Raw genomic sequence first — 26,389 nt, 5'->3', positions numbered from 1 at the left:
GCTGCGGGCTCCCTGGCCGGGGGCTCGGCGCGCTATGCGCCGTGCGATACCGGCAGGGCCTTGATCCGGGTGATGCGCTTTCTGGCGGAGGCCTGGGACGTACGGCCCGCTGTCCTGCGCGCGGCCTGGACGCACGGGGATTCCGAGCCAGTGTTGCCAGGGGCGCCTGGCAGACGGTGATGACTTGGCGGGGTCGGCGTTGCCCTCCGGGCGGGCACCGGAGCGGCCCGCGCAGTGCGAGGGGCGGTGCGGCAACACGTACGGGAACCCTTGAGCGCGGTGCCCGACAGGGGCTGGTGGAGCTGGTGTGCCCAGGCGAAGGCGTTGCCGGAAGCATGACCTCGCTCCCAGCACCGGGCCCGACACCCTCACCGTCGGCCCGAATACCCTCGCCGTCGGCACGGACACCGCGAGCCGCGCCGCCCGTGCGGCCCCGTGACCAATGCGCCGCCCGCGCGCCCGCCGCCAGGCGCTACGCGTCCTCCGCCTTCCGTGCCGCCTCGTCGATCGCGGCGAGTGACCTGCGGACCTGATTGCGGTCCGTCGTGTACCAGAAGTCGGGCAAGGACGCCTTCAGATAGCTGCCGTAGCGGGCCGTGGCCAGGCGCTGGTCGAGTACGGCGACCACGCCCCGGTCCCCCGTCGCCCGTACGAGGCGGCCGGCGCCCTGGGCCATCAGGAGCGCGGCGTGGGTGGCGGCCACCGCCATGAAGCCATTGCCACCGTTGTCCTCGACCGCCTTCTGGCGGGCGCTCATCAGTGGGTCGTCGGGGCGCGGGAAGGGGATCTTGTCCATGACGACGAGCTGACAGCTGGGGCCCGGGACGTCCACGCCCTGCCAGAGCGAAAGCGTGCCGAAGAGGCAGGTCTTGGGATCGGCCGCGAAGTTCTTGATCAGCTCGCCGAGCGTCTCCTCGCCTTGCAGCAGGATCGGGTACTCGGGCATACGCGTCCGCAGCTCCTCGGCCGCGAGCTGGGCCGCCCGCATCGAGGAGAACAGGCCGAGCGTGCGGCCACCGGCGGCCTGGATCAGCTCGGTGAGCTCGTCCAGCATGTCCCCGCGATCACCGTCCCGTGCGGGGCGCGACAGGTGCTTGGCGACATAGAGGATGCCCTGCTTGGGGTAGTCGAAGGGCGAGCCGACGTCGACGCCCTTCCATTGCGGAAGATCCTCTCCCTCCGTGCCCTCCGGGGCGAGCCCCATCGACGCCCCCACGCCGTTGAAGTCGCCGCCGAGCTTCAGCGTCGCGGAGGTCAGCACGACGGACCGGTCAGCGAAAAGCTTCTCCCTGAGGAGCCCGGACACATTCATGGGAGCCACGCGGAGCGAAGCGCCGAAGCGGTCGTGGCGCTCGTACCAGACGACGTCCCACTCGGAGCCGTTGGTGATGCGCTCCGCCACGTCGTGCACGGTCTCCACCGAGGCCAGGGCCTGCTTGCGTACCGCATCCTCGTCCTGGACGGACTTGTCGCGTGTGGAACCGAGTGCCGAAATCACCGTACGGGCGGCGTCGCGCAGCGCCATCAAGGCATACCCGAGGTCCTCCGGGACCTCCTCCAGTCGTCCCGGCAGCGCCAGCTCCATGAGCCGCTCGAAGCCCTCGGCGGCGGTCTGGAGCTGGTCGGCGGCCTTCTCGTTGACGAGCTTCGCGGCGCGCCGGACGGCTCGGTTGACCTGGCCGGGGGTGAGCTCGCCGGTCGCTACGCCGGTGACCCGGGAGACCAGCTCATGGGCCTCGTCGACGATCAGCACCTCATGCTGCGGGAGGACCGGCGCGCCCTCGATGGCGTCGATCGCGAGCAGCGCGTGGTTGGTGACGACGACCTCGGCGAGCTTGGCGCGCTCGCGGGCCATCTCGGCGAAGCACTCCGCTCCGTAGGCGCATTTCGTGGCGCCCAAGCACTCCCGGGACGAGACGGACACCTGTGCCCAGGCACGGTCGGAGACACCCGGCGTGAGGTCGTCGCGGTCGCCGGTCTCGGTCTCGTCCGACCACTCCCGCAGCCGCAGCAGGTCCTGGCCCAGCTTGCTGGTGGGCGCGGCGGCCTCGAACTGGTCGAAGAGGCCCTCCTCCTCTTCCTGCGGCACACCCTCGTGCAGGCGGTGCAGGCACAGATAGTTGGAGCGGCCCTTCAGCATCGCGAACTCGGGGCGGCGGCGCAGCAGCGGATGCAGCGCGTCCACGGTGCGCGGCAGGTCACGCTCCACGAGCTGCCGCTGCAGCGCCAGGGTGGCGGTCGCCACGACCACGCGCTCCCCGTGCGCGAGCGCCGGCACCAGGTAGCCGAGCGACTTTCCGGTGCCGGTGCCCGCCTGGACCAGAAGGTGGGAGCTGTCGTCGATGGCGCCCGCGACGGCTTCGGCCATGGTCACCTGGCCAGGGCGCTCCGTACCGCCGACGGCAGTTACGGCAGCATGCAGGAGTTCGGGGAGTGAGGGCTTTGTCATAGCGCTGCCAGCCTACGGGGCGCCACTGACAATCGAGCGATCAAGGTGGGGCCGACGGACGTGATCAAGACGAGTACGGACCCGGTGATCAAGGCTGGTGGAGGGGGTTCGGGACGGTGCCCTGCACGGCGGCGTGCGGGCGCTCGGGGCGGTCGCGGTAGCCATCGAGGTGCAGCCGATTTCGGTTCAGACACAGGCGCTCGATCCGGGGAGTGAGCAGGTCGAACATCTCGTAACGCTCCTTGAGCTCGGGAAAGCGCGCCTGATGGCGAATGATCTCCGCTCGGACGAGGGACCAGAAAAGGTCCTCCGGAACGCCCAGTTGCTCCTCGCAGAGCGGTGCGAGATAGCGGAACACCCCGACAAAGAGCCCAGAATGGATGAACTGGGTCAGGAACGCGGGCGGCTCGGTGAGCAGCACGTTCCGTACGTCGTCCGGCATGGAGGCATGCTCGGGCAGGGGTTCCGCGCTCACATTGACGTCGTCCACGAAGTCCTTCACCGCGAGCCGGACCGGTACGTCATGGTCGTCGAAGACAACGATCGCGTTTTCTCCATGTGGGCTGAACACAGTGCCGTATCGATAGAGGCAGTGCAGCAGCGGCGGCAGGAGTGCGGCGAAGAGGCGACGCAACCAGACCTTCGGAGCCAGGCCCGAGCGGGCGACCAGCTGCGCCGTGAAGGCACGGCCCTCCGGGTCGGTGTACAGAAGCGCGGCCAGCGTGCGGGCACGTTCACCGGGGGCCAGATGGCGGGAGACCGGCTCGCGCCAGATCGCTCCGAGTAGCTCCTTGTACTGATAGGGCACTTCTGGGAGGGCGTCGTACACCGGATGCCCGACGGTCACCGAGGCTACCTCGCCGAGCAGAATCACCCCGCAGGTGTCACGCAGGAACGAGTCGGCGTCGCGCAGGGCGTGCATCCAGGCGGTGACGGCGGGGGCCGCGAGCGTCCGTTCCGTAGGAAGGCCGCGCCACACCAGGGTGTTGAGGACGGACAGCGGGAGCTTCACGGTGTGCCGGTCCGGCCGCGACACATTGAGGAACGTACGGACCGACTGCTGGGGCAGGCGCAGATCACCGTCCGAGTGCAGCGGCACGATCGCGTCCGCTGCGACATGGCGTGCGAAGAGGGGCAGCACGACGTCGTCCCACTGCCAGGGGTGCACGGGCAGATAGAGGTACGCCTCCGGTGTGAGCCCGCGCGCGCGGAGTAATCCGTCGAACGACTCCCTGGTGGCGGGGGCGAGTTCGCGCGCGTAGAGGTGTGCGGCGGTGTCGAGGCCGGACACACCTCGGTAGGTGGCGAGCGTGGTGTGCACCGCGATCCACGGAAGGGCCGTCGCCCGGCGTGCCTCGGGTGCCCAGACGGCGGCGTCTCGTGCGGAGAAGCCGAGCCGGCCCTTGTTCAGCACGATCCAGGGGTGCCCGGTCTGGTGTCCTTCCAGTTCCGCGTATCCCAGGTCGGCCAGGTCGGCCGCCGCGAGGGCGTTGTGGCCGAGGCGCGCGTCGGCGGCCAGGGTGGTGCTCAGCTCACGGATGACATGGCCGAGCGTCGCTCCGTCAAGTTCCAACGTGCCTCGGGCACGGGTGAGGAAGCCGACCGGGTCGGTGAAGGGCCGGGGCTCCGCCCCTCCCTCCGTGAGAGTGAGCGAGTGGGGATCCACGCGCCAACCGTCGTACGCGGTACGGCGGGCGCGGAAGGACAGGATGCCACCGGCGTCCAGGCGGAGGGTGTACGGGGCGCAGGGGCTGTCGGCCGGAGTCGGTTTCCCCTCCGGGTTCGGGACCGAGGCCGGGCGCGCGGACGGGACTGAGGCAGCCGGGGACGGGGTGGGAGGAGGGGCAGGCTCGGAGGCAGGGGTGAGCGTCCGTTCCGGCTCCTCCACCCGCCCCAGGTCCGGCTCCGGCTCCGGCTCCGGCTCCGGCTCCGGCTGGATGATTCCCTCGTACGCGAACTCGCCGATCATCTTGGCGAGCAGGCGGCGGCCGGCCTGCTCCCACCCGTCTTTGCTCAGCTCAGGTGGGTCGTACAACGTGGGCTGCTCTCCGGAGGCCGGGGTGGCGGATGAATTCGGCACGGGGACTCCTCGACAGGGAACCGGATCGGGACGAGCGGTGTACTAAAAGTGACGGCGCTACAACAGATCGCGCAGGGCCCGGTCTCGGACCATGAGGGCTGCCCGCTTGTCGGGCAGATCGACCTCGGCGGAGAACCGGAAGCCGGCGCTCAGGAAGGCGGAGACGGAGGGGGTGTTGCGAAGGTCGGGTTCCGCGACGACACGAGCGCATGAGGGGCGCTTGTCCAGTACGTGGTCTGCGACGGCTCGGAGCAGGGTGGAGCCGAGGCCTCGCCCGCGATGGGCGACACCGCCGATGAGGAGGTGAATTCCGGTGTCGTGCGGTCGGGCGGGGTAGTGGCGAGCCAGGAGATCGAGATCCGCGCGGTAGATCTCCCAGTAGCTCATCGGGTCGCCATCCAGTACCCCGAGGCAAGGGACGCTGCGTCCGTCGCCGTCGAGCTGGAGGCTCAGATGCTCCTCGGCCACGGACTCGGGCCCCGCCAGGTCCCAGAACTCCGCGACGGCAGGGTCGTTCATCCAGCGGGTGATGAGCGGGAGATCGCGCTCGACACACACGGGGACGAGGTGGAAGACGCCCACAGGCGTGAGGGTGGGCCCCCAGCCACCGACGCGGTCGAGCAGGTCGTCGTCGGCCAGGGCGACGGCAGAGGTCTCCGCCGTGCCCCGACGGTCTCCCGAGGCTTCGCACAGGGCCCGGGCCTGTCCCGTGGTGTCGGCCATGGCCGCTTCCGTGACGTCGCCCATGGCGTCACCCGGACTGCCCTGTGCCCCGGCTTCCGCGGCGAAGAGTGCGATGAGCTCGTCGGGGAGGCGCAGGTCAAGGGTGTCTTCGCTGTCCGTGCTCGCACCGGGGCCCGAACTGGGACCCGAGCGGGGGCCCGAGCAGGTCCCTGTGTCGGTGCCGAGTTCGGTGACGGGGGCGGTACCGGCGTCGGTGCTCGCATCGGTGGGAGGCACGGCGACGCTCCTCTCAGGAGACGGGGTGGGTCATGTTCCTCAGGAATGAAGGGGGTTGGAGATGGTGACGTAGACGGACTGGGTGTCGACGGGACCGACGAGTTCGTCGAGGCCGTGCAGCCGGGTCAGCAGGTTGGCCTTGCAACGCAGGACGGGTGAGTCGAGCAGGTGGGCCGGCAGGGATGTGCGCAGCCGGGCCGGGCCTGTGGCCACGTCGGCGAGGAAGCGCCGGAAGGCGGCGAGCAACAGCTCTTCGTCGGCGAGGCGTTGGGAGCCGAACGCGCCGACGAGGCCGAGCACGTTGTTGATCGCGAGGTAGTAGGCGAAGCGCTCGTCAGTGACCTCGTCGGAGACGAACGTGTCGCTGTGTTCGCCGATGCCGGGCAGCCGGGCATCGAGTTCGGCGCGCCGTGACTCGCGGAAGTAGTAGCCCTGGTTGTCGCGGTAGCGGCCGCCCTTGGGCCAGCCATCGGGGTCCAGCAGGAGCAGGGTGTTCTGCTGGTGTGCCTCTAGAGCGATTCCGGCCTCGCTGTCCAGCCAGAGCACGGGGCGTACGACCTGCTCCAGATAGCGCAGGAACCACTCGGTGGCCACGGCGCCGCGCGGGCGGCCGGTGCGTCCGGCGAGACCGGTGACGATCTCGGTGAGCCGGGACCGCATGAGGGGCCGGCCCTGTGCCGGGTTCCCTGCGCCGGGTTGGGCGTGCGGCCGGGGCGAGACCAGTCCCGCGACGCAGCACGCGTCGTCCGTCGGGCTGAACGGGTTGTGGCGGATCATCACGTCGAGCCCGGGCAGGGGGCTGCCGTCCGAACCGTTGACGGCGAGCCAGGCCGGGTCGCGGACGATGTCGAAGCCCGGGTGGGCGGCCTGCCACTGCTTGAACAGGCCGCTGCGCAGCAGACGGTGGACCTCCACGCCACGGTGGAGTTCCTTGCGGAGGTTCTCACGACGGGAGTTGGTGATGCGCAGACCCAGCGACAGCTTCAGCATCGCGGGGGCGCCGGCGCGGTAGACGGTGCGGACCGAGGAGGTGGGGCGCCATGGGGTGCCCTGCGGGCCGAGGTCCTGGAGCAGCCCGGCGTCCAGCAGGGCCGCAGTCTCGGTACGGTGCCGGACCTCGCGCATCTGCCAGGGGTGCAGCGGCAGGGCGGCAGTGAAACCGTCGGGCAACGACAGCCCACTGCCGGCCAGGCGTGCCGTGAGTTGCTCAGCCGAGACGGGACGACCTCGCTCCGTCCACGCCGAGTCGGCTCCCAGCACCGAGGGGGCGACCGCCATCCAGTGCAGGGGGAAGGAGCCGCGCAACTCGGGTGAGTACAGCCTGGCTTCGGCTTCGGAAAGGCCATCTCGGCCCTTCGGTGTGGGGTGCAGCGGGTGGCCGAGCAGGAGCGCCTGCTCGGCGGCGAGAAAGAGGTCGGGCTCGTCGGCGGGGTGTTCCCTGCGGTCGCGGATGAACACGGCGGTGCGCCGGACGGAGTCGGCGACGCGGCCGACGAGGTCGGCCCCTTCACCAGCCGGGCTGAGGAGGGCCCGAGGGTCGACGGTGGCGCCTGCCGGGTCGACGGGGGTGGCTGCCGATGCGCCGGCCGCCGCTTGCCGTGCGATCAATGCCGCCACGATGACCGCGTCGGCGGGCGGCGCCTCATCAGGGGCGTCGGCGAGGTAGGGAAGGCCGAAGCGGTGCCAGCCGGTGGCGGACCAGTAGTGGACAGGTGTCAGGAGGGTCGTGCCGCTGGCGGAGAGAGGGATGCGGAGGGTGCCGTCGTCGGGAGCGGGCAGGTTGTTCTCCCGTACCCAGCACCGCAGCAGGTTCTCGACGGCCGCCACCTGGGCCGCGGTCTGCGTGTCGGGATGCTCCAGCAGATCGGCGGTGGCGCCGCGCAGCCGCTCGGACTCCCGGGCCCCTTCCTTCTGCCGGGGGACCAATTCGGCGCCCGGCACGAGCGGGGTCTGCGTGCCACGGGCCGCTCGCTCGTGGATCTGGGGACGGCCGTCGGGTACGGGGGTGGCGTTCACGAGAGTTCCTTGGGGGCGTTCGGGCTCGTGCGGCGACGAACCGGGGCGGTACTGGCGTGCGTTGGGCCTTTGGCGTTCCTGGTTGATTTCGGGTGGGGGTGGTGGTTCTCGTCGGGATGGTGGTGGCCTGCGCGAGGCGTCTGGACTTCAAGGAGTGAGGGGCAGAGGTCGAGGTCCTGGTGGGGTGACTCGGTTGGAGCTGGCCTGATCCGGGTGGGGGAACGAGTGGGCTGAGGCGGTTCGACGCTGCTCGGGCTGGGCCAGACCGGTCTGCCTGGCCGGTCTGGCTCGTCGGCCTGGCCGGCTGGCTGGCTGGCTGGCTGGCCGGCCAGCTGAGCGATAGTGCGGTCCCGCAGCCCCAGCGTCGTACGACGGACGTCGAACCCGACACGTCGGGCAACACGTCGGCCACCACATCGCGACGCGACAGCGCCCCCTCAGCGTCCCCGGCACTACGACGTCCGTCAGCGCCCCAGTCCCGGTCCGTCACCGCGAAGCACGCCCTCGCCACGGGGTTCGTCAGCATGGCGAGCCTCGTCGGCACCGCGAGGTCTTTCAGCGCCGCGAGGGGAATCGACACCATGAGGCCCCTCGCCTCCGCGTGTTCCGTCCCCGCCACGCCCCGAGTCCCCACGCGCCACCACACCCACCGCGTCCGCGAGTCGGTCGAGTACCGCGGTCGCCTGTTCGTCGCTGATGGTCAGCGGGGGCAGGAGACGCACCACGCTTGAATGGCGGCCACCCAGTTCCACGATCAGGCCTCGGCGGAGGCACTCTCGTTGGACGGCGGCGGCGAGTTCGGGGGCGGCGGGGCGAGGGCCGTCGGCAGCGGGATGCGGGGCAGCCGCCTCGGGGTCGACGAGTTCGACGCCGATCATCAGTCCGCGACCCCGCACGTCGCCGATGCAGGGGAACTCGTCGGCGAGTTTGCGGAGTTGGGCCAGCATGTGGGCACCCAGAGTCCCGGCGCGCTCGGCGAGACCGTTTTCACGGACGTACGCGAGGGTCGCCGTGCCCGCGGCCATCGCGAGCTGGTTGCCGCGGAAGGTGCCCGCGTGGGCGCCGGGTTGCCAGACGTCGAGGTCGTCGCGGTAGACGACGACGGCGAGCGGCAGGCTGCCGCCGATGGCCTTGGACAGGACCATCACGTCCGGTGTGATCCCGCTGTGCTCCACCGCCCAGAAGGCGCCGGTGCGGCCCACTCCGGTCTGGACCTCGTCCGCGATCAGGGGGATGGAGCGCGACGCGGTGATCTCGCGCATCCGGCGCATCCACGCGTCGGGCGCGGGAATCACCCCGCCCTCGCCCTGGACGGGTTCGAGGATCATTCCGGCGGGGCGCGGTACGCCCGACTTGCTGTCGTCGAGCACCGACTCGGTCCAGCGCGCGGCGAGTTCGGCGCCGCGGTCGCCGCCGACGCCGAACGGGCAGCGGTAGTCCTGCGGATAGGGCAGGCGCGCGACACGTACCTCGGTCGCGCCGCCGGATGCTTCGAGCGCCCCCGCGGTCATCCCGTGGTAGGCACCGGTGAACGCGAGCATCCCCGTGCGCCCGGTCGCCGCGCGCACCAGTTTGAACGCGGCCTCGACCGCGTCCGTCCCGGCCGGTCCGCAGAACTGGACCCGCGCGCGGTCGGCGAACTCGGGCGGCAGTGTGCGGAACAACTCGGTGGTGAAGGCGTCCTTCACGGGCGTGGCGAGGTCGAGGACGTGTAGCGGTGCGCCCGAATCGAGGACCCTTCTGATCGCTTCCAGGACCACGGGATGGTTGTGTCCGAGGGCCAAAGTCCCGGCGCCCGAGAGGCAGTCGAGATAGCGGCGCCCGTCGGCGCCCTCGATCGTCAGCCCGCGCGCCCGCACGGGAACGATCGGAAGGGCGCGCGCATAGGTGCGCGCCGCCGACTCGCGCGCCGATTGGCGCCGCAGAATCCCCTCGTGCGCCGCGCGCGCCCCCTCGGACGCTCCCGGACCTCCCTCGCGCGCCCCCTCAGAAACCCCGGGCGCCCCCATCGGCACCACCGCAGACTCGGTCACGGCCACGACTACAGGTCCTCCCGCTGTCCAGAGGCGAGTTGGCAGGGGGCTCTGAGCACAGGCGGCAGGTCCCCCGTACGTACCAACGACGCGGCCCGCGCGGGGAAGCGGGTGAGTTGAAGATCCTTGCCGTGACAGAACCCTTGCCGGTCCAGCCCGGCCCCGGGTGCAGAAGCAGGGGTCATCCGCTGCCGACATCAGTCAGCGACGGCTCCGCCCATGCCCGTGGGTGATCTCAGCGGGGTCCACGGCCCTCACCTCACCCTCGGCAGCAGCTATCGTTCATGCTCATGAACAGAAATCACGTACACGTCTATTGACGTGCTCACGTCACACGCATTTAACTTTCGATGAAAGCGCTTTCTCCACCTGTCACGTTGCCACACCCACAGCCACGGCAGAAAGGGGTCGGCCCCACCCCTGTTCAGACGAATCAACCAACCTGGAGGCGAACGATGCAACTGAGACCAGTCATCGCGTCCGTCAGCCTGTTAGCCGGCGCGCTCGTCGCGCTGTCCGGCAACACGGCGCAGGCCGCGTCCACCCGTTACGAGGCCGAGAGCTCCCCGGCGGTCTGTACCGGCACCATCGACTCCGACTGGGCCGGCTACTCCGGCAGCGGGTTCTGCAACGGCACCAACGCGGTCGGCGCGTACGCGCAGTTCACCGTGAACGCTGCCAGCGCGGGAACGGCGACGCTGAACATCCGCTTCGCCAACGGGACCACCAGCGCACGGCCCGCGGACATCACCGTGAACGGCTCGACGGCCACGTCGGCGTCGTTCGAGGGCACCGGCGCCTGGTCGACGTGGACGACGAAAACGCTCACGGTCCCGGTGGCCGCGGGCAGCAACACCATCCGGCTCAACCCGACCGGCTCAGCCGGACTGCCGAACGTCGACTACCTCGACGCCGAGGTGTCCGGGGCGGCGGCGGGCACCGTGCTGTACGTGTCCGCGAGCGGCACCGACAGCGCGGCCGGAACGGAGTCGGCCCCGACGACGCTCACCTCGGCGATCAGCCGCATCACTCCCGGCGGCACGATCTACCTGCGTGGCGGGACGTACAGCTACTCGTCGACGGTCACCGTCCCGGCCGGCACCGACGGCACCTCCAGCGCCCGCACCACCCTGTCCGCCTACCCGGGCGAGACCCCGGTGCTGAACTTCTCGGCACAGAGCGAGAGTTCGTCGAACCGCGGGCTCCAGCTGAACGCCTCGTACTGGCACGTCTACGGCATCGTCGTCGAGCACGCCGGTGACAACGGGATCTACGTCGGCGGCAGCAACAACGTCGTCGAGCGCACGGTGACCCGCTACAACCGCGACACAGGGCTGCAGCTCGGCCGGATCGCCTCCAGCACGCCCAGCTCCCAGTGGCCGTCCAACAACCTGATCGTGAGCGCCGAGTCGCACGACAACGCCGACTCCGACGGCGAGGACGCCGACGGCTTCGCCGCGAAGCTCACCACCGGCACCGGGAACGTCTTCCGGTACGACGTCTCCCACAACAACATCGACGACGGCTGGGACCTCTACACCAAGACCGACACAGGTGCCATCGGCCCGGTGACCATCGAGTACTCCCTGTCCTACAACAACGGCACGCTCTCCGACGGCACCGTGAACTCCAACGGCGACCGCAACGGCTACAAGCTCGGCGGCGACGACATCGCGGTCAACCACGTCGTCCAGCACAGCATCGCCTACGGCAACGGCCATCACGGGTTCACCTACAACAGCAACCCCGGCACGATGACCATCTCGAACAACGCCAGCATCGACAACGCGGAGCGCAACTTCTCGTTCGACGCCGGCACTTCGGTGTTCCGGACCAACACCTCGTGCCGGTTCAGCGTCAGCGGCTCGAACGACAAGACCATCGGTGACGCCGACAGCACGAACCAGTTCTGGACCGGTACGAACGGGTCCCGCTGCTCCTCGTACTCCGGCGCCCTGGGCTGGTCCTATGCCTCGGACGGCCACCTCGCCGTCACATTCGGCGGCACCGTGGTGACGCCGTAACCCGCTCGGCCCCGTCGAGCGTGTCGGGGCCGGCGATGCCCCTGACCGGCCCGTCCGCCTCACCCGGACGGGCCGGTCCGCAGTTCCGCCCTCCACGCACGCAAGGAACCCCGGGAACCGGGAGCTCACTGGCTGATGTCAACGCAGGTGGTGAGACAGCCCGTAGCGAAACCGTTGCCGTTCCGTCAGATGTCCCCCACAGCGACCGCATAGTCTTTGGTGCCGTTCAGCCGTGCCGAACAAGCCGTTCAGCCATACCCATTGATCCGCTCACGCATACCGGCTGATCACCGGCTGAACAACGCCTGCGGTCCCGTACCAAGGGAGTTCGGTTCGGCACATCCGTACGAAGCTGCACGTACGAACGCGTACGCACCCGCACAAGCAGCGCTCAGTTCCCATACGCTCAGGGGGAGTTACACCATGCGATCGATACGCCCGCCCTTCACCGCTCGTCGAGGGAGGAGCGCGCGCCGCAGAACCTCCCCCGTGCTGGCCGCCGTCGGCCTCACCGCGGCACTGGCGCTGACGGCCACCGCCTGCAACTCGGGCGACGACAAGGCGAGCGGCGGTTCCACCGCGTCCGCCGCCCAGAGCGGTGACGACAAGATCAAGATCCCGGACGACATCAAGAACAAGCTCAAGCAGCACGGGATCGACATCGACAAGTGGAAGAAGGGCGCCTGGAAGAACTGGAACAAGGACGACTGGCTGCGCGAGGCCGACGACTACATCAACCCGATCATCAAGGGGCTGTGGGACCCGGACCGGATGCGCGGCGCCGACGACCCCGACAAGAACAACGGGGTCGACGACAACGACCTCACCGGTGACCAAGGCGTCACGGACCCGACTCCGGCCGCCGTGACCGCGCAGGCCGTGAAGACCGCCTACCACGCCAACGCGCCCGAGGCGGGCAAGGTGTTCTTCGACTCCCCCGAGGGCACGATGGTCTGCTCGGCGACGGTGGTCGAGGACCCGGCGCACCCGGGCAAGTCCAACCTCGTGTGGACCGCGGGCCACTGTGTGCACGCCGGCAAGAAGGGCGGCTGGTACCGCAACATCGCCTTCGTGCCGTCGTACAACGATTCCGGCAAGACGGCTGCCCAGCTGGAGAAGGCCGCCCGCCAGGAGGTCGCTCCGTACGGTGTCTGGTGGAGCGACTGGGCGCAGACCTCGGACCAGTGGATCGAGCAGGGCGGTTCCACGGGCGGCCAGGGAGCCTCGTACGACTTCGCCGTGCTGCATGTGACTCCGGAGAAGGGCAGTAGCGGCAAGTCCCTTGAGGAGACGGTCGGTTCGGCGCTTCCGGTGAACTTCTCGGCTCCGGCCGTGCCGAAGGTGTCGAGCATCACGGCGACGGGTTACCCGGCGGCGGCGCCCTTCGACGGCCAGAAGCTGTACCAGTGCACGGACAAGCCGGGACGGTTGTCCGTCGCGCAGTCCGACCCGACGATGTACCGGATCGGGTGCACGATGACCGGTGGTTCGTCCGGCGGCGGCTGGGTGGCCACGGGTTCGGACGGCAAGCCCGCTCTGGTGTCCAACACGTCGATCGGACCGGTCAAGTCCGGTTGGCTGGCGGGTCCGCGGCTGGGTGATGTGGCCAAGGGTGTGTACGACTCGGTGAGCGGGAAGTTCGCCGGGCAGTAATGCGCAGGACGTGACCGGGATCGGACTGACGGCGGTGGGCCCGCTCACAGGAGCCTTGGACGGCCCACCGCCGTTCGTCCCCAACTGCACGGGCATGGTGGGGGTGTCGCGTTCGAGCGGGGTTCCGCGGCGGGCCCGCCTTCGCCCGACAAGCACATGACACAACAGCACCATCGGGGGGTTTCAGCAGCATGCGTTCCTCAAGAAGGCGGCGCGCCTTCCTCGCCGCCACCGGTCTGGTCGCGGTCCTGACACTGACCGCCACCGCCTGCAACTCGGGTGATGACAGGGCGAGCGGTGGTTCCACCGCCTCCTCGTCGCAGAGCGGCGACGACAAGATCAAAATCCCGGACGACATCAAGGACAAGCTCAAAGAGCACGGCATTGACGTCGACCAGTGGGCGAGCGACGGCTGGAAGAACTGGGACAAGGACAAGTGGCTCAGCGAGGCCAAGGACTTCGTCAACCCGGTGATCGAGGGGCTGTGGAAGCCCGAGCGGATGAAGTCCGCCAAGGACCCGGACAAGACGATCTCGGCGAAGGACGCGGCGGCCGACCAGGGCATCAGCGACCCGGATCCGGCGCCGGTCGACGCCCAGGCCGAGAAGACTCCGTACCACGACCACGCCGCTCCGGTCGGGAAGGTCTTCTTCGACTCCCCCGAGGGCTCGATGGTCTGCTCGGGCACGGTTATCAAGGACGTGAACCACCCCGGCAAGTCGAACCTCGTGTGGACCGCCGGCCACTGCGTCCACGCGGGCGGCAGCGGCGGCTGGTACCGCAACATCGCCTTCGTGCCCTCCTACAACGACCAAGGCAAGTCCGAGTCCGAGCTGGGCAGCGCCACGGCGTCGGAGATCGCCCCGTACGGCCAGTGGTGGGCGGACTGGGCCTCCACCTCGAACGAGTGGATCTCGGGCGGCGACGAGACGGGCGGCGCGGGCGCTCCGTACGACTACGCCGTACTGCACGTGAAGCCGGAGCAGGGCACCAAGTCCCTTGAGGAGACCGTCGGCAACGCACTGGACGTGGACTTCTCCGCACCGTCCGCCCAGGACGTCAGCGCGATGGGCGCCTGGGGCTACCCGGCCGCACCGCCGTACAACGGCCTGAACATGTTCAAGTGCGTCGACAAGCCGGGCCGGCTCTCGCTGGACCCGACCCTGCCGACGATGTACCGCATCGGATGCACCATGACCGGCGGTTCGTCCGGCGGCGGCTGGTTCCGAGTCGTCGACGGCGAGACGAAGCTCGTGTCGAACACGTCGATCGGCCCGTCCGACAACACCTGGCTGGCGGGACCGCAACTGGGCAAGGGCGCCGAGCAGCTCTACGAGACCATGAGCAAGGAGTACGGCGGCCAGTAGGCGCCCCGCGCGTACACACGACGAAGGTCCTGTGCGCGTACACACCATGAAGGCCACACCATGAAGGCCCGCCCCCTGGGAAAGGGGGCGGGCCTTCATACGGTCTTACGACGATGTGCGTCCGTCGCTACGGGAGCGCCGGTGTCGGAACGTACGGCGTCAGATCCGCCGCCAGCTCCTCGTGCACCCGCACCTTGAGCAGCGTGCCCTCCGGGGTGTGCTCCTCGGAGATGACCTCGCCCTCGTTGTGCGCGCGGGCGACCAGCTTGCCGTGGGTGTACGGCACGAGCGCCTCGATCTCGACCGAGGGGCGCGGCAGCTCGTTGTCGATGAGCGCGATCAGTTCCGCCATGCCCCGGCCGGTACGGGCCGAGACCGCGATGGAGCGCTTCTCGATCCGCAGCAGCCGCTGGAGCACCAGAGGATCGGCCGCGTCCGCCTTGTTGATCACGACGATCTCGGGCACGTCGGTCGCGCCGACGTCCCTGATCACCTCGCGCACGGCGGCCAGCTGCTCCTCCGGCGCCGGGTGCGAGCCGTCCACCACGTGCAGGATCAGGTCGGAGTCGCCGACCTCCTCCATGGTGGAGCGGAACGCCTCGACCAGGTGGTGCGGCAGGTGGCGTACAAACCCGACCGTGTCGGCCAGCGTGTACAGCCGCCCGCTCGGGGTCTCTGCCCGGCGCACGGTCGGGTCGAGGGTCGCGAACAGCGCGTTCTCGACGAGCACGCCCGCGCCCGTGAGGCGGTTGAGCAGGGAGGACTTGCCCGCGTTGGTGTATCCGGCGATGGCGACCGAGGGCACCTTGTTGCGACGGCGCTCCTGGCGCTTGATCTCACGGCCGGTCTTCATGTCCGCGATCTCCCGGCGCATCTTCGCCATCTTCTCGCGGATACGGCGCCGGTCCGTCTCGATCTTCGTCTCACCGGGACCACGGGTGGCGAGGCCGCCGCCCTTGCCGCCGCCCATCTGACGGGACAGCGACTGACCCCAGCCTCGCAGCCTCGGCAGCATGTACTGCATCTGCGCGAGCGCTACCTGCGCCTTGCCCTCTCGGGACTTGGCGTGCTGGGCGAAGATGTCGAGGATCAGGGCCGTACGGTCGATGACCTTGACCTTGACGACGTCCTCGAGGTGGATCAGCTGGCCGGGGCTCAGCTCACCGTCGCAGATCACGGTGTCGGCGCCGGTCTCCAGGACGATGTCCCGCAGCTCATTGGCCTTGCCGGAACCGATGTAGGTGGCCGCGTCGGGCTTGTCACGGCGCTGGACGACGCCGTCGAGCACGAGCGCGCCCGCGGTCTCCGCGAGGGCTGCCAGCTCGGCGAGCGAGTTGTCCGCGTCCTGAATGGTCCCCGTGGTCCAGACGCCGACGAGTACGACGCGCTCCAGGCGGAGCTGTCGGTACTCGACCTCGGTGACGTCCTCGAGCTCGGTGGAAAGGCCTGCCACGCGACGCAGGGCCGCGCGCTCGGAGCGGTCGAACTGCTCGCCGTCCCGCTCTCCGTCGATCTCGTGGCTCCAGGCGACGTCCTCTTCCATCAGGGCATCGGCCCGAAGACCTTCGGGGTAGTTCTGCGCGAAGCTCTGCGCGTCCTGGGAAGGGGAAGAAGAGGAGGTCATTGGATCCTTACGTCGATGGGGTGAGCGATGCGGCGACGGACGCCGCCCGTCACCGAGAACAACGTCCGAGGCCACCGGGAGATTCCCGGTTTCCGCCGGGCCAACCCCCCGAGGGGCCGCGCCGCCGGCTCGAAGATGGTCGCACGGCACGGCCCGTCTCGTCACGCGACTTATCAGGTGCCCTTACGGGCCTGCGGGGCGTCGCTCTTCCAGTCCGGGTGGCCGGGCATCGGCGGTGTCGTCTTCCCGTACAGCCATCCCTGGAAGAATCCGCTCAGGTCGCGGGCCGCGATACCGGACGCGAGGTCCACGAAGTCGGCCGTCGAGGCGACCCCGTCGCGGTGCACGCCCACCCAGGCCCGCTCCAGACGCTCGAACGCGGGGCGCCCGATCTCCTGGCGCAGCGCGTACAGGGCCAGCGCCGCGCCGTCGTAGACGTTCGGCCGGAAGATGCTGATCTTCTGGCCGGGCTTGGGCCCCTTCGGCGCAGCGGGCGGCCCTCCGGCGGCCCGCCAGGAGTCGGACGCACGGTAGGCCGCCTTCATCCGCGCCTCCATCGGCTTGTGCGCCTTCTCCTCGGCGTACAGGGCCTCGTACCAGGTGGCGTGCCCCTCGTTGAGCCACAGGTCGGACCAGGTGCGGGGGCTGACGCTGTCGCCGAACCACTGGTGCGACAGCTCATGCACCATGATCGACTCGACGTACCACTTCGGGTAGGCCGGCTCGGTGAAGAGGTCTCTCTCGAAGAGAGAGAGTGTTTGTGTCTCCAGTTCGAAGCCCGTCTGCGCCTCGGCCATGAGCAGCCCGTACGTCTCGAACGGATACCGGCCGACCTTCCCCTCCAGCCAGGCGATCTGGTCGGGGGTCTTCTTGAGCCACGGTTCGAGCGTCTTGAGGTCCTTGGTGGGCACGACATCGCGTACGGGCAGGCCGTGCGGCCCGCTCCGGTGCAGCACGGTGGAGCGTCCGATGGACACCTGGGCCAGCTCGGTGGCCATGGGGTGCTCGGTGCGGTACGTCCAGGTGGTGGACCGGCGGGTACGGTCCGTTCCGGCCGGCAGACCGTTGGCGACGGCCGTGTACCCGTTGGGCGCGGTCACGTGGATGGTGAACATCGCCTTGTCGGAGGGGTGGTCGTTGCACGGGAAGACCAGGTGCCCGGCGTCGGCCTGGTTGGCCATCGCGAGCCCGTCCTTGGTCTGCACCCAGCCGCCGTCCTGGTCCTTGGCGGCGATCGGGTCGCTGGTGTGGTGCACGGTGACGCGCATCCAGCTGCCCGTCGGCAGTGGCTGCGCGGGCGTCACGACCAGGTCCTCCCCGGTGCTCGTGAACGCCGCGGGCACCCCATTGACCTCGACCGATCCCACTTTTCCGTGCGCGTAGTCGAGATTGATCCGGTCGAGCCGGGCGGACGTCACGGCGTCGATCGTGGTGACGGCCGCGAGCGGTTGGGTGTTGGTGCCGGGATAGGTGAAGGCGAGGTCGTACGACTCGACGTCGTATCCGGGGTTGCCCAGGTGCGGGAAGAGGCGGTCGCCGACGCCCAGGGGCGTGGCCGGTGAGGGGGCGCTCGCGGCGATCAGACAGACGGAGACCGCCGAGGCGAGCAGCGCCGCCTTGATGCGGCGGGTTCGGGGACGAGGAATCCTTGGGCGGGGGGTGAGCAGCATGGACCACCGCTACCAGCGCTCACCCGTCCCGCGGTGACGACTCGCGCCCGGCCCACCCGAACGGGTCGGTACGGAGGCTTTTTGCGCGGCCGCCGGCTGATACCGGGGCTCATCGGGCGGCCGCCGCCTGATGCTGCGCCCGGTTCACGTCGTACACCCCCGGTACGTTGCGCATCGCCCGCATCAGCCCGGGGAGGTGCGCCGCGTCCGGGAGTTGGAGCGTGTACGTGTGGCGCACGCGCTGCTGGCTGGGGGGCTCGACGGTCGCCGAGACGATGGCGACGCCCTCCAGGGCGATGGCTTCGGTGAGGTCGGCGAGCAGATGGGGGCGCCCGAAGGACTCGGCGACCAGCGTGACCCGGCACTCGGTGGTGTCACCCCAGCGCACGCCGACCTCCGCGCGCCCCCCGCTCTTCATGCGCTCCACTCCGGCGCACTGCACGCGGTGCACGGTCACCACACCCCCGCGTACGGCGAAGCCGGTCACCTCGTCGGGCGGTACGGGCGTACAGCAGCCCGCGAGTCGTACGGAAGCGCCGGGCTGGTCGACGACGGCGTTCGCGGAGGGCCGTGCGGCGCGCGGGTCGGCGGCCGGCCGGGGGGTCGCGGCGGGCGCCTCCGGGGTCTCTGTGTCGCTGGGTGCGGGGTGGGCGGCCATCCAGCGCTGGATGGCGATCCGCGCGGCAGCCGTGTGCGCGTGCTCCAGCCACTCCCTGGAGGGCTCGGAGGCGGGGTCCTGCCCCATGAGGAGCTGGACGGTGTCGCCGTCCCTCAGGACGGTACTCAGCGTCGCCAGGCGACCGTTGACGCGGGCACCGATGCAGGCGTGCGCGTCCTCGCCGTACTGCGCGTACGCCGCGTCCACACAACTGGCACCCTCGGGAAGGCCCAACGAGCCGCCGTCGGCGCGGAAGACGGTGATCTCACGGTCCTGCGCCAGGTCTTCGCGCAGTGTGGACCAGAAGGTGTCCGGGTCCGGGGCGCCTTCCTGCCAGTCGAGGAGGCGGGAGAGCCAGCCGGGACGGGTGGGGTCGGCGCGCTCGCCGTCGAAGGGGCGCTCCGCGCCGCCGTCCGCCTGCTCCTCCGAAGGAGGAGCGTAGGGATTGCCCAGCGCGATGACCCCTGCCTCGGCGACCTTGTGCATCTGGTGGGTGCGGATGAGAACTTCGGCGACCTCGCCGTCCCCGCGCGCGACGGCAGTGTGCAGCGACTGATACAGGTTGAACTTGGGGACGGCGATGAAGTCCTTGAACTCCGAGACCACCGGGGTGAGGCAGGTGTGCAGTTCGCCGAGCACTCCGTAGCAGTCGGCGTCCTCGTTCACGAGCACCAGGAGCCGTCCGAAGTCGGCGCCGCGCATCGGACCGCGCTTGCGCGACACGCGGTGCACGGAGACGAAGTGCCGTGGCCTTATGAGGACTTCGGCCTGGATCCCGGCGTCGCGCAGAACCGTGCGCACCTCATCGGCGATCTCCGCGAGCGGGTCGCCGTCGCGCGCCGCGTTGTCGGCGATCAGCTCCCTGGTGTGCTCGTACTCCTCGGGGTGCAGGATCGCGAAGACGAGGTCTTCCAGCTCGGTCTTGAGCGCCTGGACACCGAGGCGTTCGGCGAGCGGGATCAGAACGTCCCGGGTCACTTTGGCGATGCGCGCCTGTTTCTCGGGGCGCATGACGCCCAGGGTCCGCATATTGTGCAGCCGGTCCGCGAGTTTGATCGACATCACGCGGACGTCGTTGCCGGTCGCGACCAGCATCTTGCGGAACGTCTCGGGCTCGGCGGCAGCCCCGTAGTCGACCTTCTCCAGCTTGGTGACGCCGTCGACCAGGTAGCAGACTTCGTCGCCGAACTCCTCCCGCACCTGATCGAGCGTCACTTCCGTGTCCTCGACGGTGTCGTGGAGCAGGGAGGCGGTCAACGTCGTGGTTTCCGCGCCGAGTTCGGCGAGGATGAGGGTCACGGCGAGCGGGTGCGTGATGTACGGCTCACCGCTCTTGCGCATCTGGCCGCGGTGCGAGGACTCGGCGAGGACGTACGCCCGGCGCAGGGGCTCCAGGTCGGCGTCGGGGTGGTGGGCGCGGTGGGCCTCGGCCACGTGGCCGATGGCGTCGGGCAGCCGGTCGCGGGCCGCGGGGCCGAGCAGCGCGGCCCGGCCCAGGCGGCGCAGGTCGATGCGGGGACGGCCCTTCCTGCGGTGCGTTGGGGGCACCCCCTGCTCATGGGGGTCCCCCCGCTCGAGCGAAGTCGAGAGTGGGGGAGAGGCCGAGAGCTTGGGCGAGGGCGTTACTGGGCCTGGCGTCGCGGGATTCGTCGCCTCCGCACTCATGGGCACCTCCGGCTGCGTAGACCGGCGGACGGGTGCCCCATGGCGAACACGGCTCAGGGGATGGCATCGATCCCCCGTCCGGGCCGGTGCTTGATGCTACCGAGCCCACCACGCCCGGTTGACCGCCTCTCGCCGAGCGTGAAACGGATCACCCATTCGAGCGAAGGTTCAGGGGTTTACGGTTTCGAACTTTTGGAATGGCCGTGGCGTACGGCGCGAGCGTCAGGGTGCTCGGCCGGTGCCCGGCGCAGAAGAGCCGAAAGGTACGGCGCCGGATCCCAGAGAGGTACGGCGCCGCGTCCCACGGAGGTGCGGCGGCGCAAAGTTCAGCGCTGCGCGGCGTCGAGCCACTCCGCGTCGATCTCGCCCTCGGCGACGATCACCGCGGGGCCCGTCATCTCGATCTCGCCGTCGGGGCGCTCGGTGATCACCAGGCGTCCGCCGGGTACATCGACGGTGTACGTCGCCGGGGTGCCGGTCACGGCCGGGTCGGCGTCGTCACGGCGGGCCGCGACGACAGCCACGGCGCACGCGCCCGTGCCGCATGAGCGGGTCTCTCCGGCACCGCGCTCGTGGACACGCAGGGCGACGTGGCGCGGGCCCCGGTCGACCACGAACTCGACGTTGACCCCGTCCGGGTACGCCGACGCCGGGCTGAACGGCGGCGGCGTGAACAGGTCGCCCGCCTGCGCGAGGTCTTCCACGAAGGCGACGGCGTGCGGGTTGCCCATGTTGACGTTGCGCGCGGGCCAGCTGCGCTCGCCGACGCTCACAGTGACGTCCCCTTCGGGGAAGAGCGCCTTGCCCATGCCGACGGTGACATCTCCGTCCTTGGAGAGGTGCACGGACTTCACGCCCCCGCGCGTGGCGACGGCGATGTCTCCTTCGGCCACATGCCCAGCACGCTGCAGGTAGTGCGCGAACACACGCACTCCATTGCCGCACATCTCCGCGATCGAGCCGTCGCCGTTGCGGTAGTCCATGAACCACTCCGCCTCGGCTGCCATCGCCTTGGCCTCGGGGTGCGCGGCGGACCGTACGACATGCAGCAGACCGTCGCCGCCGATGCCCGCGCGGCGGTCGCACAGGGCGGCGACGGCGGTCGGGGGCAGGTCGATGGCGTTCTCCGGGTCCGGGATGATCACGAAGTCGTTCTCGGTCCCGTGGCCCTTGAGGAAGGCGATCCGCGTGCTCATTCCTCGATCGTAAGGGGTCGGTACGACACTCCGGCCCGCGCGGGGTGTCAGAGCAGACCGTTCACGTGGTGGGGCCTGAGCAGCTGGGCCGTGGTGGGCTCAGCGCAGCCGGGCCACGCGCCCCACGGCGAGCACCGCCACCGCCGCGACCACCACGACGTACGTGATCACGATCCGCCAGTCGGGGCGGCGCCCGGAGCCGCGCTGCGGGAAGCCCGGCCAGGTGTAGCCGACCCGGCGGGCGGCCATCATTCCCCAGCCCGCGGCGCACGAGCAGATCAGCAGTCCGAGCATGGCGACCACGGCGCCGCCGTCACCGAACTCGAAGGCCAGCGGGAAGGCGAACATCAGCGAACCGATCGCGGCCAGCATCACGATGGGCGCGAGCTGCCAGATGCGCAGCCTGCGCTGCGGGCGCAGCTCGACCTCCACCTCGGGTCCCGTCGACATCTCGTCGGGCCCGGGCCCGTCGGCGGTCACCCCACCCAGGGTGTCCTCGGGCCCGTCGGAGCTCAGACGCTCTCCGTCCGGGTCGATGTCCAGGCGCTCCACATCAGGATCGATGCCCGGACGATCTCCGTCCGGATCGGTCCCGTGCTCAGTGTCTCGTGCAGTGTTGCGAGGGCCGGCCTCCATCGCCACGCGCCCTCCCAACTCGGACTTCACTGGTCGATCGAAGCTCGATGATGGCACGGCGTCGGAGGCCGGGATGACGGCCGGAGCGTCCCGATGCCAGGACGTGATCAGGCTGTAACCGGTCGTTCGACCAACGCCAGTGCGAGCTGCGGGAGTTCTGTGAGATCCGCCGCAGCCCCACTGAGCCAATGCACCCGCGGGTCGCGCCGGAACCACGAATCCTGACGGCGCGCGAAGCGCTTGGTGGCGCGCACGGTCTCGGTTCGCGCCTCTTCCTCGGTGCACTCCCCCGCGAGCGCCGCGAGCACCTGCTGATACCCGAGCGCGCGCGATGCCGTGCGCCCCTCGCGCAAGCCGTGCACCTCCAGCGCGCGCACCTCGTCCACGAGCCCCGCCTCCCACATCCGGTCGACCCGGCGCGCGATGCGCTCGTCGAGCTCGGGGCGCGCGACGTCGACGCCGATCTGGAGGGTGTCGTACACCGAGTCGTGGCCCGGGAGGTTGGCGGTGAAGGGTTTGCCGGTGATCTCGATGACTTCGAGGGCGCGGACGATACGGCGGCCGTTGCTGGGCAGGATCGCGTGGGCGGCCTCGGGGTCCGCCGCGGCCAGCCGCGCGTGCAGCGCGCCGGAGCCGCGCAGGGTGAGCTCCTCCTCCAGGCGGGCCCGTACCTCGGGGTCGGTGCCGGGGAACTCCAGGTTGTCGACGGCCCCGCGGACGTACAGCCCGGAGCCGCCCACCAGGATCGGCCAGCGGCCCTCGGCGAGCAGCGCGTCGATACGGGCGCGGGCGAGCCGCTGGTACTCGGCGACGCTGGCCGTGACGGTCACGTCCCAGATGTCCAGGAGGTGGTGCGGGATCCCTCCGCGCTCCTCGGGCGTCAGCTTGGCGGTGCCGATGTCCATCCCTCGGTACAACTGCATGGAGTCGGCGTTGACGACCTCGCCGCCGAGACGTTGGGCAAGGAAAACGCCCAGATCGGACTTTCCTGCCGCGGTCGGTCCGACGACTGCGATGACCCGGGGGGCGGGGGGTGCGCTACTCACCGCCCCAGTCTCGCAAACCTCAGGACCTCTCCTCGAACGAGCTACGTGACGCCACGCGTCCGGGGTCGTTGCCTGTTGCGAGGTTCCAGCCGCCGGTTTTCGAGGACCGGTGACCCGGGCGACGCAATGGGACGCACCGGGCAACGCGGGATTTCGCCCTCACGAGTAACGTATGGAGTGGATATGGGCGTTTTTGCACGACTTCTTCGGAGGTCGAAGGCTACGGAGGAGGCGTCAACCGCCGAGGTGCAGGCCGACACGCTGACGGCCGAGACCGAGGCGGAGGTGGCGGAAGAGGCGAAGGGTTCGTCCCCGGCCGAGGGCGAGGCGACGGCGGAGGAGACCGCCGAAGCCGCCACCGCGGAGGACGTCGAGATCCCCCAGCAACAGACCGCCGAGAAGGCCGCCGACAATGAGGCCGGCGAGGGCGCCCGCAAGTAACTGCCCCGCGAGGGAAGGTGAAACCATGGGTCTCCTGGACAATTTGAAAGCCAAGCTGGCGCCTGCCAAGGACAAGTTCTCGGACCTCGCGCAGCAGCACGGGGACAAGGTCAGTCACAGTCTCGACAAGGCCGCGAAGGTGGTCGACGAGAAGACCAAGCACAAGTACAGCGGCAAGATCCAGACGGGCACGGGCAAGGCGAAGGGTGCCATGGACCGACTCGCGCACAAGGACAGTGGTGGCGCCACGCCTCCGCCGGACGCACCGTCCCCGCCTCCGGCATCCTGAGCGACACACATCGGCGGACGGCCGTGGAGCACTCAGGGCTCCCGGCCGTCCGCCGTGTTCGGGCCCGTAGGGCTCCTGAGGGTCGAGTCCGCCGGGAAACCCACGCTCACACGGGTACGGCCACTGACGACCGGTACGGCCGCTGACGGCGGAGTCCGCTCGGAGACCCCGTACACGCCCGTACGGCCCAGAGAGCGGCGACTTTCCTCAGAAGGCCTGCTAGGACCAGGCCGCCACCAAATACCCCACCCCGTACGGCGCATCGTCGTAGAGCAGCGCGCCGCCCAGCCCCGCGCCCTCCGCCGCGCCTGCGAGGACCTGCCAGGGAGCTCGCCCGGAGGCCTTCAGATCGTGCGCCAGCTCGGCGTCCAGCGACTTGAGGGCCGCCACGTCCGCCGCGCCCAGCGCACGCGCGACCTCCGCGTCGAAGCCCGCCGCGCGCTCGTCGAGATAGCCCGGCGCCTTGAGCGTCCGGCACGCGCTGGCGTCGCCCATCACCAGCAGTGCCACCCGCTTGGCCCGCCCGATGATTTCCCTTCCGACTTGGATACACCGCTCAGCCGCGAGAGGTTCCCCCACGCCGAGCCCCTCGACGGGAGCGTCGGACGCTTCGGACCAGCGCGTGCGTTCCAGCAGCCACGCGGCGACGGCGAGCGAGGGCGGCAGCTCACGCTCCGACGTCCCGGGGCCCGGCTGGTGGCCCCCGAGGTGTACGTCGAGATCGACGCCGAACCCACGGAACGAGCCCCGCGTGCCCTGCGGGTGCGGTCCGCGCCCGCTCTGCTCGGCGGGGCCCACGACGACCAGCAGGTCGGGGCGGGAGGCGGCGAGTACGCCGAGCGCGTCCGTGCACGCGGCGCGCGCGGCGTCCAGTTCGGGCGCCGCGCCGGCGGCGATGTCGGGGACGAGCAGCGGCGGACAGGGAAGGACTGCGGCGGCTACAAGCATGATCGGCAGCGTAACCCCGCCGAGCGGCCGAGCGTCACTCCTCGATCAGTACGTCTCGATCAGCACGTCTCGATCAGCACGTCCCTGAGTTCAGGAACTCAGTCGCAGCCGCACCCACTGCCCGTGGCGACCGGCAGCGGTGCGGGAGCTCCGATCTTCGGCAGTCCCAGCATCACGCCCGCCGGCTTCGCGGCCTCCGCGGCGTTGCGCTTCTCCCAGGCGTCCCCCGCGCGCGTGCGGCGCACGTTCAGGGTGGCGCCCTCGGCGAGGAGGTGGTGCGGGGCGGCGTACGTGATCTCGACCGTGACCACGTCGCCGGGGCGCACCTCTTCGTCGGGCTTGGTGAAGTGGACCAGGCGGTTGTCGGGGGCGCGGCCGGAGAGGCGGTGCGTGGCGCCGTCCTTGCGGCCCTCGCCCTCGGCGACCATCAGCTCCAGGGTGCGGCCGACCTGCTTCTTGTTCTCGTCCCAGGAGATCTCCTCCTGGAGGGCGGCGAGACGCTCGTAGCGCGCCTGGACGACCTCCTTGGGGATCTGCCCCTCCATGGTGGCCGCCGGAGTTCCGGGGCGCTTGGAGTACTGGAAGGTGAACGCCTGCGCGAAGCGGGCCTCGCGGACCGCGTGGAGGGTCTGCTCGAAGTCCTCCTCGGTCTCGCCGGGGAAGCCCACGATGATGTCGGTGGTGATCGCCGCGTGCGGGATGGCGGCCCGCACCTTCTCGATGATCCCCAGGTAGCGGTCCTGGCGGTACGAGCGGCGCATCGCCTTCAGGATCGTGTCCGAGCCGGACTGCATCGGCATGTGCAGCTGCGGCATCACGTTCGGCGTCTCCGCCATGGCGGCGATCACGTCGTCGGTGAAGTCGCGCGGGTGCGGTGAGGTGAAGCGGACGCGCTCCAGACCCTCGATCCGACCGCAGGCCCGCAGCAGCTTGCTGAAGGCCTCGCGGTCGCCGATGTCGCTCCCGTAAGCGTTGACGTTCTGCCCGAGCAGCGTGATCTCGGAGACGCCCTCGCCGACCAGGGCCTCGATCTCGGCCAGGATGTCGCCGGTCCTGCGGTCCTTCTCCTTGCCGCGCAGCGCCGGGACGATGCAGAAGGTGCAGGTGTTGTTGCAGCCGACCGAGATGGACACCCAGGCGGCGTAGGCGCTCTCGCGGCGGGTCGGCAGCGTCGACGGGAACGCCTCCAGCGACTCGGCGATCTCGATTTGCGCCTCTTCCTGGACGCGGGCTCGCTCCAGGAGGACCGGCAGCTTGCCGATGTTGTGCGTCCCGAAGACGACGTCCACCCAGGGCGCCTTCTTCACGATGGTGTCGCGGTCCTTCTGCGCGAGACAGCCGCCGACGGCGATCTGCATCCCGGGGCGCTTCGTCTTCATCGGGGCGAGGCGGCCGAGGTTGCCGTACAGCCGGTTGTCGGCGTTCTCCCGTACGGCGCAGGTGTTGAAGACGACGACGTCCGCGTCACCGTCCGAACCCTCGGGCGCGCGCACGTAACCGGCGCCTTCCAGGAGCCCCGAGAGCCGTTCGGAGTCATGGACGTTCATCTGGCACCCGTAAGTGCGTACTTCGTAAGTCTTGGGTTCCTGAACGTCCACTGCCTGGCTCCGGTCGCTGCTGCTCATGTGACAAGG

Annotated in this window: 18 protein-coding genes; 5 read left to right on the top strand and 13 right to left on the bottom strand. The window is 70.0% G+C overall.

The features are described from left to right. Nucleotides 1–472: 472 nt before the first annotated feature. From AB5J50_RS36560 to AB5J50_RS36540, 5 genes are all read right to left on the bottom strand, one after another. Nucleotides 473–2,449 carry an ATP-dependent DNA helicase gene (locus tag AB5J50_RS36560; RefSeq protein ID WP_327432204.1) on the bottom strand — a complete coding sequence of 659 codons (1,977 nt, stop codon included), beginning with the start codon at nucleotides 2,447–2,449 and terminating at the stop codon, nucleotides 473–475. An 88-nt stretch (nucleotides 2,450–2,537) separates the two neighbouring features. Next, a complete protein-coding gene (locus tag AB5J50_RS36555; RefSeq protein WP_369265610.1) occupies nucleotides 2,538–4,418 on the bottom strand; it encodes an IucA/IucC family siderophore biosynthesis protein in 1,881 nt (626 codons plus the stop codon). Nucleotides 4,419–4,586: 168 nt separating this feature from the next. Beyond that, a complete protein-coding gene (locus tag AB5J50_RS36550) occupies nucleotides 4,587–5,489 on the bottom strand; it encodes a GNAT family N-acetyltransferase (RefSeq protein WP_369262796.1) in 903 nt (300 codons plus the stop codon). 39 nt (nucleotides 5,490–5,528) lie between these two features. Next, a complete protein-coding gene (locus AB5J50_RS36545; RefSeq protein ID WP_369265609.1) occupies nucleotides 5,529–7,415 on the bottom strand; it encodes an IucA/IucC family siderophore biosynthesis protein in 1,887 nt (628 codons plus the stop codon). A gap of 554 nt (nucleotides 7,416–7,969) precedes the next feature. Further along, complete coding sequence (locus AB5J50_RS36540) at nucleotides 7,970–9,514, bottom strand: diaminobutyrate--2-oxoglutarate transaminase family protein (protein ID WP_369265608.1); 1,545 nt, start codon at nucleotides 9,512–9,514, stop codon at nucleotides 7,970–7,972. 479 nt (nucleotides 9,515–9,993) lie between these two features. Here AB5J50_RS36540 and AB5J50_RS36535 point away from each other — a divergent pair, with 479 nt between their 5' ends. The 3 genes from AB5J50_RS36535 (at nucleotide 9,994) to AB5J50_RS36525 (ending at nucleotide 14,582) form a co-directional block, all read left to right on the top strand. Beyond that, nucleotides 9,994–11,562, top strand: a complete 1,569-nt coding sequence (locus AB5J50_RS36535) for a carbohydrate-binding protein (protein WP_369262794.1) — start codon at nucleotides 9,994–9,996, stop codon at nucleotides 11,560–11,562. A gap of 423 nt (nucleotides 11,563–11,985) precedes the next feature. After that, nucleotides 11,986–13,215, top strand: a complete 1,230-nt coding sequence (locus AB5J50_RS36530) for a serine protease (protein WP_369262792.1) — start codon at nucleotides 11,986–11,988, stop codon at nucleotides 13,213–13,215. Nucleotides 13,216–13,406: 191 nt separating this feature from the next. Beyond that, nucleotides 13,407–14,582 (top strand): serine protease, encoded by a 1,176-nt coding sequence (locus AB5J50_RS36525; protein WP_369262791.1) that lies wholly within the window; start codon nucleotides 13,407–13,409, stop codon nucleotides 14,580–14,582. A gap of 127 nt (nucleotides 14,583–14,709) precedes the next feature. Here the strand turns inward: AB5J50_RS36525 and hflX are convergent, their stop codons facing one another. The 6 genes from hflX to miaA all read right to left on the bottom strand — a co-directional run bounded on the left by hflX (nucleotide 14,710) and on the right by miaA (nucleotide 23,077). Further along, nucleotides 14,710–16,206, bottom strand: coding sequence for a GTPase HflX (gene hflX / locus AB5J50_RS36520; protein WP_327432199.1), 1,497 nt, complete (start codon nucleotides 16,204–16,206; stop codon nucleotides 14,710–14,712). 173 nt (nucleotides 16,207–16,379) lie between these two features. Continuing rightward, on the bottom strand, nucleotides 16,380–17,876 hold the full coding sequence (locus AB5J50_RS36515) for a M1 family metallopeptidase (RefSeq protein WP_369262790.1): 1,497 nt from the start codon (nucleotides 17,874–17,876) through the stop codon (nucleotides 16,380–16,382). A 109-nt stretch (nucleotides 17,877–17,985) separates the two neighbouring features. After that, on the bottom strand, nucleotides 17,986–20,199 hold the full coding sequence (locus tag AB5J50_RS36510) for a bifunctional (p)ppGpp synthetase/guanosine-3',5'-bis(diphosphate) 3'-pyrophosphohydrolase (protein ID WP_369262788.1): 2,214 nt from the start codon (nucleotides 20,197–20,199) through the stop codon (nucleotides 17,986–17,988). A gap of 326 nt (nucleotides 20,200–20,525) precedes the next feature. Beyond that, nucleotides 20,526–21,395 (bottom strand): diaminopimelate epimerase, encoded by an 870-nt coding sequence (gene dapF / locus AB5J50_RS36505; RefSeq protein WP_369262786.1) that lies wholly within the window; start codon nucleotides 21,393–21,395, stop codon nucleotides 20,526–20,528. A gap of 99 nt (nucleotides 21,396–21,494) precedes the next feature. Further along, nucleotides 21,495–22,031, bottom strand: coding sequence for a hypothetical protein (locus AB5J50_RS36500; protein ID WP_369265607.1), 537 nt, complete (start codon nucleotides 22,029–22,031; stop codon nucleotides 21,495–21,497). Nucleotides 22,032–22,138: 107 nt separating this feature from the next. Further along, nucleotides 22,139–23,077, bottom strand: coding sequence for a tRNA (adenosine(37)-N6)-dimethylallyltransferase MiaA (miaA, locus tag AB5J50_RS36495; protein ID WP_369262785.1), 939 nt, complete (start codon nucleotides 23,075–23,077; stop codon nucleotides 22,139–22,141). 183 nt (nucleotides 23,078–23,260) lie between these two features. Here miaA and AB5J50_RS36490 point away from each other — a divergent pair, with 183 nt between their 5' ends. Both AB5J50_RS36490 and AB5J50_RS36485 read left to right on the top strand, forming a co-directional pair. Continuing rightward, entirely contained in the window at nucleotides 23,261–23,518 is a 258-nt protein-coding gene (locus tag AB5J50_RS36490; RefSeq protein ID WP_327432194.1) for a hypothetical protein, read from the top strand. 25 nt (nucleotides 23,519–23,543) lie between these two features. Next, entirely contained in the window at nucleotides 23,544–23,807 is a 264-nt protein-coding gene (locus tag AB5J50_RS36485) for an antitoxin (protein ID WP_369262783.1), read from the top strand. A 219-nt stretch (nucleotides 23,808–24,026) separates the two neighbouring features. Here AB5J50_RS36485 and AB5J50_RS36480 read toward each other — a convergent pair whose 3' ends face one another. Together AB5J50_RS36480 and miaB are read right to left on the bottom strand one after the other, a co-directional pair. Continuing rightward, nucleotides 24,027–24,755, bottom strand: coding sequence for a class III extradiol dioxygenase subunit B-like domain-containing protein (locus AB5J50_RS36480; RefSeq protein WP_369262781.1), 729 nt, complete (start codon nucleotides 24,753–24,755; stop codon nucleotides 24,027–24,029). A gap of 98 nt (nucleotides 24,756–24,853) precedes the next feature. Continuing rightward, the gene (gene miaB / locus AB5J50_RS36475) at nucleotides 24,854–26,380 is read right to left on the bottom strand and encodes a tRNA (N6-isopentenyl adenosine(37)-C2)-methylthiotransferase MiaB (protein ID WP_369262779.1); all 1,527 of its coding nucleotides are present in this window, start codon (nucleotides 26,378–26,380) and stop codon (nucleotides 24,854–24,856) included. Nucleotides 26,381–26,389 lie beyond the last annotated feature (9 nt).

The sequence above is a fragment of the Streptomyces sp. R35 genome (genome assembly GCF_041053035.1).
Classification (GTDB): domain Bacteria; phylum Actinomycetota; class Actinomycetes; order Streptomycetales; family Streptomycetaceae; genus Streptomyces; species Streptomyces lutosisoli.
Note: the sequence above shows the minus strand (reverse complement) of the source record. Positions and strands in the feature narration are given on the sequence as shown.